Origin of the sequence: Spirulina subsalsa FACHB-351 (assembly GCF_026130165.1) — a bacterium.
Taxonomy (GTDB): Bacteria; Cyanobacteriota; Cyanobacteriia; order Cyanobacteriales; family Spirulinaceae; genus Spirulina_A; species Spirulina_A subsalsa_A.
In genome coordinates, this window is the sequence record NZ_JAIHOM010000270.1 from 1 (window position 1) to 585 (window position 585).

Here is a 585-nt window from a genome sequence, read left to right on the forward strand (position 1 = left end):
CCATGGCTCACTCTCAGAAAAGTATCAAAGACCATACCAGACAACGCACCCAGCCCAATCTAGATTCCGAGGCGATCGCACAACAGCTAGAGGATTTAATCAAACCTTGTGTCTATAGTCAACTAGCGTACTACCGCTCTTTCGGGATGCGGGAGAGAATTTTGAGCCTTCCCTTCATGATGGCGGTAGTGCTAACTATAATAGAAGCTCAATCAGATTGGATTACTCGTTATAAACAGGGGGCAAAATATGAAGTGATTAAAACCTTGAGTCACTCTTTCTCTCACCGAGATCAAATAATTCGTTTGGGAAAAGGGTATAAGGGAAATCCAATTCTGTCAGTGCGTTTAGTGGAAATTCGTCATGGTTCAAGTTGGTATCGTTATGTGACTTCTGTTGTAGACCCAGAAAGGCTGCCGCCTTACGTTGTCGGGGATTTGTATAACCGTCGTTGGACGATTGAAACAACTTTTCATACTCTGAAACGTTTATTGGGTTTGAGTTACTTGTGGACGGGTTCAATCAATGGCATTAAGTTGCAGTTATGGGCGACCTGGATATTTTATGTAGTGCTGATTGACTTGT

The 585-nt window shown here is 42.9% G+C and carries 1 protein-coding gene; it reads left to right on the forward strand.

Annotated features, from left to right (window positions below; translation table 11 throughout):
- Window positions 1-585, forward strand: a 585-nt coding sequence (locus K4A83_RS22810) for a transposase (protein WP_265267020.1), incomplete at both ends; no start/stop codon positions are given.